This is a genomic window from Streptomyces sp. NPDC037410 (assembly GCF_055602235.1).
The window spans coordinates 46,834-52,917 of sequence record NZ_JBVJWR010000025.1 but is presented as its reverse complement, the minus strand read 5'-3'; the positions used below and the strand labels follow the sequence as shown (position 1 = coordinate 52,917).

Here is a 6,084-nt window from a genome sequence, read left to right as displayed (position 1 = left end):
AAAAGGCGCCGCCAGACCCAACAAAACACACCCACCCCCCCCCCCCCCCCCCCCCCCCCCCCCCCCCCCCCCCCCCCCCCCCCCCCACCGGCCTTTCGTGCGTGCGCTTCGGCGGCCTTTCGCGCGCGTGCCACCGGCCTTTCGCCTGTGCGCCGGTCTTTCGTACGACCCGTCAGCGGCCGCCCACGCGCCCGTGCAGCAGTCGCGAGAGCGCCGCGTGCACGTCGTCGAGCGAGCGCTCGCTCTGGAAGGCCTGCCAGTCGAGCGCCGCCACGAGCACCATCCCGACGAGCGCGGACGCCGTCAGCTGGACGTCGATCTCGTCGCTCAGCTCGCCGGCCGCCACCCCCTCGCGGAGGACGCCCTCCACCACGGCGACGGCCTCCTGGCGGACCACCAGGAGGGTGGAGTTCCAGGCGCGTCCGGTGCGCCACAGCTCGGCCACGTACAGCTGGGTGAAGGCCGGGTAGCGGTCGATGAAGACGAGGCCCGCGCGGATCATCGCGTCCAGCGCCTCGACCCGGGTCCCGCCGCGCTCGGCGGTCTCCTCGGCCGCCGAGCGCAGGGAGGTGGTGAGCATCGACACCCCGTGGCGCAGCAGCTCCTCGAAGAGCTCGGTCTTGCTCTTGAAGTTGTAGTAGACCGTGCCCTTGGCCACGCCGGCCCGCTCGGCGATCTCGTCGACCGTCGTCGCGGAGAAGCCCTGCTCCGCGATGAGGGTGACGGCCGCCTCGTAGAGCTTCGTGCGCGTGGCCTGGCGTCGGGTGCTGCTGCTGTCCATGGCGTCGATTCTCACAGGTTCAGAGCGACAGTTCGGGGTGGAGGCGGTCGAGCGTCCACACCTGCTTCTGCCGCGCCGAGACGGCGGTCAGGGCCAGGGCGCCGACGGTGAAGGCCGCCAGGACCGCGCAGGCCTGCCAGACCGGTCCGAGCCCGCCGCCCGTGATCAGTCGGCGCAGCGCCTCGACCACGTGACTCATCGGCAGGAAGGGGTGGACGGCGTTGAAGAAGGCCGGGCTGGTCTGGACGGGATACGTGCCGCCCGCCGAGGTCAGCTGGAGCATCAGGAACGCGAGCACCAGGATCCGGCCCGCCGCGCCGAAGCGGGCGTTGAGCCACTGGATGATCGCGGCGAAGCAGCAGGTGACGAGGGCGAGGAAGCCGATCGTGCCGGCGGCCCGGGTCATCTGGAGGCCGAGGCCCCAGTGCAGCACCGACATCAGGGCCGCGACCTGGAGGACGCCGATGGCCGCCACCGGGAGCCAGCCCGCGAGCGCGATCCGCCAGGCGGAGCCGCCGGCGGCGAGGGCGCGCCGGTTGAGCGGCTGGATGATCATGTACGCGACCATCGCGCCGACCCAGAGGGAGAGCGGGATGAAGTACGGGGCGAAACCCGTGCCGTAGTTGGGCGCCTTGTGCAGGGACTGCGAGGCCAGCTTGACCGGGTCGGCCATGACCTCCGTACGCCGGTCGCGGTCCTGCCGGTCGTAGTCCGGGATCTGGTCGACGCCGTCCTTGAGGCCGGTGGCGAGCGTGCCCGAGCCGTCGGCCAGCTTGAACAGGCCGCCGTCCAGGTCGCCCGCGCCCTTCCTCAGCTTGCCGACACCCGTGTCCAGGCTGACCGAACCGGCCTTCGCCTGGGTGATGCCGGTGTGCAGCCGGTCCGCGCCCGCCGCGACCTTCTTGGCGCCGGTGTTGAGCTCGTTGATCTTCCGGATGGCGCCCTCGACGTCCTCGTCGAGGTGCGGGGCGCGGGCGGCCAGCTCGTCGGCCTGCTTCTGGAGCTTCTTCAGGCGCGCGTCGAGGGTCTTCAGGTCGTCGCTGTTGTCCTTGGTGAGCGTGTGGACGTCGTCGGCGATCGTGGCCACGTCGTCGGCGGACTGCGCGGCCTTCTTGAGCTCCGTGCAGATCCTCGGGTCGAGGGCGGGAGCGCCGGGGGCGGGCGCGGGGGCGTCCACGCAGATCTCGCGGTGGAGTTTCGCGAGACCGTCGTCCGCCTTGTGGGCGGCCGAGCGGACCAGGGGCGCGCGGCGCACCAGGTCGCCCAGGTTGTTGCGGGCGGCCGCGGCGGAGTCGGAGACGAGCCGGGCGGTGTCGCGGATCGACCTGCCGTTGTTCGCCAGGTACGGGCGGACCTGGTCGGCGGTGCCGTTCACCTTGTCGGCGAGGGTCTGCGTGCCGTTCGCGACCTTGCGGGAGCCGCTCTCCAGGTCCTTGGCGCCCTTGTCGAGCTTCTTCAGGCCGGCGGCGAGGTCGCCGCTGCCCGCCTTGGCGTCCGTGAGGCCGTCCGAGAGGCTCTTGGAGCCCTTCTTCGCCTTGTCCACGCCCGTCTTGAGGTCGGCCGCGCCCTTGGCGGCCTTCGCGGTGGCGTCGTGGATGTCGGAGAAGGAGATGAAGATCTTGTCGAGGAAGCCGCGCGAGGACTTCGTGGAGGCCGCGCTGCGCACCTCGGCGAAGACCGTCCGGGAGATCGAGCCGACGATGTAGTTGTTGGCGTCGTTCGTCCGCACCTGGAGCGCACCGGTCTCGGGGGAGTCGCCGGAGCTGGAGGCGATGCGGGTGCTGAAGTCGCCGGGCATGGTCAGGGACAGGTAGTACGTCCCGTCCTCCACGCCCTCGCGCGCCTCGGCGTCGCTCACCTGGTGCCACTCGAAGGTCTTGCTCTCCAGGAGCCTCTCGGTGATGTCGTCACCGGCGTTGATCTTCTTGCCGCCGGCGCTGGCGCCCCGGTCCTCGTTGACGAGGGCGACGGGGATCTTGTCGAGCCTGCTGTACGGGTCCCAGAACGAGTACAGGTACAGGGCGCCGTACAGCAGGGGCAGCAGCAGGATCGCGACGAGCGCGGCGCGCGGCAGCTTTCCCCTGCCGAAGCGCTTCAGTTCAAGCGCGGCCAGTTTCGGCGAGCGCATCGGCCGCCCCCTCCTCGGTCGTGGCATCGGTGGTGTCGTCGCCCGCGGTCTCCCCGACGGCGGGCGTGGTGTCCTGAGCGGCGGTCGCGGCCTGCGGGGCGTCGGTCCGCGTGGCGGGGGCCGCGTCTTCGGCGGCCTCCTCGGCGGTCTTCGCGGCGCGGGTCTTCGCGGCGGGCTCCTCGGCGGCCTTCGCGGTCGTCTCGCCGGAGCGCGTCGTGATGCGCAGGGCGTCCTCGGGGGCCTCGCTGCAGACGGCGAGGACCGTCGTCCCGGACGCGGCCAGGGAGCGCAGCAGCGCCCAGGCCTCGGCGCGGTCGGCGTCCGAGAGCTTCAGGTCCGTGTCGTCCACGGCGAGCAGCCGGGGACGGGCGATCAGGGCGAGGGCGATCGACAGCCGCAGCGCCTCGAGCCGCTCCAGATCCCGTACGGAGGTCCGCTCGCCCTTCGGCAGGGCGCCGAGGTCCAGGCCCGCGGCCGCCACGGCCTCGTCGATCCGGGCTCTCGTCGTCGCGGCCCGCTCGGCGGGGCGCCGCAGCAGCGCCCGTACGGAACCGTCGAAGCGGCGCTGGAGCAGCGCCCGCTCGCGCAGGTGCTCGGCGACCGTGAAGGCCGGGTCGAGCTCGCTGACGCCCGGGACCTGGCCGAGCGCGCTGATCCGGCGCACGGCGGCCATCTTCCGGGGCAGGGTGAGGCCGCCGACCTCGGCGTGGCCCTCCTTGGCCTTCATCCGGCCGGTGAGCGCGAGCAGCAGACAGGTGCGGCCCGAGCCCGAAGGGCCCTCGATGGCCACCAGCGCGCCGGGCTCGGCGCGGAAGGAGACCTCCCGGAACGCCCAGCCGCGCGGTCCCTTCAGTCCGAAGCCGTCCGCGACGACGGCGGCGCCGTGCGGCTGCTCCTCGGTTTCCGTGCCCACGGACTCACCCCCCATTCCCCTTTTTGAACTGACCAGTCAGTTCAAAAGTTACCCCTCGGTTGGGTTTCAGGCAAAACCCCAGGTCAGCGCGATTGTCAGTGGGGCACGGCACGATGAACACATACGGCCACCGCGCCGTCACGCGACGACAGGAGGCTCGTCATGGCCGGCCCATCCGCAGCAGCCACGCCCCGCCGCCGTCCGGCCGCCGGAGAGGCGGGACCCGGATCCGACATCCACCCCGTCCCGCGCCGCTCCGCCGCCCCGCCCGCCGCCCTCGACCTCCTCGCCAAGTCCCGCGCCGGACTTGCCGAGGCCGCCGTCCTCGACCGCCCCCACGAGCGGTACGCCACCGCCCACCTCGCCGCCCTGCGTGCCGCGGCCGCCGTGCTCGCCGCCCGGGCCAGACCCGACACCCGGCCCCGCCACCGGCAGCGGATAAGGAGCGCCTGGGAGCTCCTCCCCGACCTCGCCCCCGAGCTGACCGAATGGAGCGCCCTCTTCGCGGCCGGCGCCGGCCGCCGGGCCCGCGCCGAGGCCGGCATCGCCGCCGCGGCCACCCGCCGCGAGGCCGACGACCTGCTCAGGGACGCCGCACACTTCCTGCGCCTGGTCGAGCGCCTGCTCGCTATCCCGTCGACACTGCCCCGCCGGCCCGGGGCCGACGAGGCGGGAGGCTGATCCGAAAGCCGGGGGTGAGGCCATAGGGTGGGGGAGCGTCCACACCCGCCACCGAGGAGTCAACAGCCGTGCCGGACACTTCCCCTGTCTTCGGTCGAGAGGCGTCATCGCGCCCGTCGCGCGCCTCCCTGCGTACCGCCGTCGTCTGGGACGTCCTCAAAGACGCCCTCGACCGCCGGGTCGAAGCCACCGGGAAGGACAGCCTCGACGTCCTCGACACGGGCGGCGGCTCCGGGAAGTTCGCCGTGCCGGTGGCCGGCCTCGGTCACCGGGTGACCGTCGTCGACCCCAGCCCCAACGCGCTCTTCGCGCTGGAGCGCCGGGCCGCCGAGGCCGGAGTCGCCGACCTCGTCACCGGCGTCCAGGGCGACATCCGCGGCCTCTTCGACGTGGTCGGACGCGAGGAGTACGACGCCGTGCTCTGCCACGGCGTCCTGGAGTACGTCGACGACCCCGCCGAGGGCGTGCGGAACGCCGTCGCGGCCCTCCGCCCCGGCGGCAGCCTCAGCCTGCTCGCCGCAGGGGTCGGCGGCGCCGTCCTGGCCCGCGCCCTCGCCGGCCACTTCACCGAGGCCCGGCACGCGCTCGGCGACCCCGAGGGCCGCTGGGGCGCCGGCGACCCCGTACCCCGGCGCTTCACCGCCGAGCAGCTCACCGAACTGGCCGGCGCGGCGGGACTCGCGGTCAGTGCCGTGCACGGCGTCCGGGTCTTCGCCGACCTGGTCCCCGGCGTCCTCGTCGACACCGAGCCCGGCGCCGCCGAGGCCCTGCTCAAGCTGGAGGCGGCCGCCGCGGAGCTGCCCTCCTTCCACGCCATCGCGACCCAGCTGCACGTTCTCGGCGAGAAGCGGGGCTGAGCGGGACGGCCGCCCGTTCGGCGGTACGGGCCGGGGCGCCCATGGAGTACGCCACAGCCCGCCCGATATGGGGCTCAGCCCCGTATGATCGGGGGACACCATCCGGCATGACGGACAGGGGGCTGGGGAATCAACGCCTCAGCAACCGATCCGCATGGCGGCCCGGATTGGCTATCGGTATGGAGGCGGGTTTCACGGGGGCGATTCCCTGCCTATCCTGAAAGGGCCGCAAACCGGTCGCCCCCGCGACCGACGACTAGGAGGACTCCGTGCCGCTCTCGGAGCACGAGCAGCGAATGCTCGAGCAGATGGAGCGAGCGCTGTACGCCGAAGATCCCAAGTTCGCGACAGCGCTCGAGGGAAGCGGACTGCGTACGTACACCCGGCGACGGGTCTACCAGGCAGTCGCCGGCTTCCTGGTGGGTATCGCGCTCCTCATGACCGGACTGGTTTATTTCGAGGACGGCCTGATCTGGATCAGCATTGTCGGATTCCTCGTCATGCTGGGCTGCGCGGCCCTGGCGGTCACCGGATGGCGCAAGGCGCCGAAGCCCGGTGAGCAGCGGGCGGCAGGAGGCCGTCAGGCTCGGCCGCGACGCTCCATGATGGACCGGATCGAAGCGCGGTGGCAGCGCCGCCGCGACGAGCAGCAGGGCGGCGGCCACTGACGGCCCCCGCGCGGTAGCCCCGCCCCCCAACCGACCGAGCCCCGCAGGGCCGGCGC

General features: G+C 73.0%; 6 protein-coding genes. 3 read left to right on the top strand and 3 right to left on the bottom strand.

The window, feature by feature from the left end; all coding sequences use genetic code 11:
* Positions 1 to 172: 172 nt before the first annotated feature.
* The 3 genes from ACZ7HT_RS31620 to ACZ7HT_RS31610 are packed head-to-tail and all read right to left on the bottom strand — an operon-like array spanning position 173 to position 3,837.
* Positions 173 to 781, bottom strand: coding sequence for a TetR/AcrR family transcriptional regulator (locus ACZ7HT_RS31620; RefSeq protein WP_471172095.1), 609 nt, complete (start codon positions 779 to 781; stop codon positions 173 to 175).
* A gap of 19 nt (positions 782 to 800) precedes the next feature.
* Complete coding sequence (locus ACZ7HT_RS31615; protein WP_471172093.1) at positions 801 to 2,909, bottom strand: YhgE/Pip family protein; 2,109 nt, start codon at positions 2,907 to 2,909, stop codon at positions 801 to 803.
* Positions 2,881 to 3,837, bottom strand: a complete 957-nt coding sequence (locus tag ACZ7HT_RS31610; protein WP_471172091.1) for an ATP-binding cassette domain-containing protein — start codon at positions 3,835 to 3,837, stop codon at positions 2,881 to 2,883. The genes ACZ7HT_RS31615 and ACZ7HT_RS31610 overlap by 29 nt, the downstream gene beginning before the upstream one ends.
* 147 nt (positions 3,838 to 3,984) lie before the next feature.
* Between ACZ7HT_RS31610 and ACZ7HT_RS31605 the strand changes: the two genes are divergently transcribed.
* From ACZ7HT_RS31605 to ACZ7HT_RS31595, 3 genes are all read left to right on the top strand, one after another.
* Positions 3,985 to 4,503: an SAV_6107 family HEPN domain-containing protein gene (locus tag ACZ7HT_RS31605; protein WP_471172089.1), complete on the top strand. Its 519-nt coding sequence runs from the start codon at positions 3,985 to 3,987 to the stop codon at positions 4,501 to 4,503.
* A 68-nt stretch (positions 4,504 to 4,571) separates the two neighbouring features.
* Positions 4,572 to 5,360 carry a class I SAM-dependent methyltransferase gene (locus ACZ7HT_RS31600; protein WP_471172087.1) on the top strand — a complete coding sequence of 263 codons (789 nt, stop codon included), beginning with the start codon at positions 4,572 to 4,574 and terminating at the stop codon, positions 5,358 to 5,360.
* Between the two features lie 269 nt (positions 5,361 to 5,629).
* Complete coding sequence (locus ACZ7HT_RS31595) at positions 5,630 to 6,028, top strand: DUF3040 domain-containing protein (RefSeq protein WP_471172085.1); 399 nt, start codon at positions 5,630 to 5,632, stop codon at positions 6,026 to 6,028.
* The last annotated feature ends 56 nt before the right edge of the window (positions 6,029 to 6,084 follow it).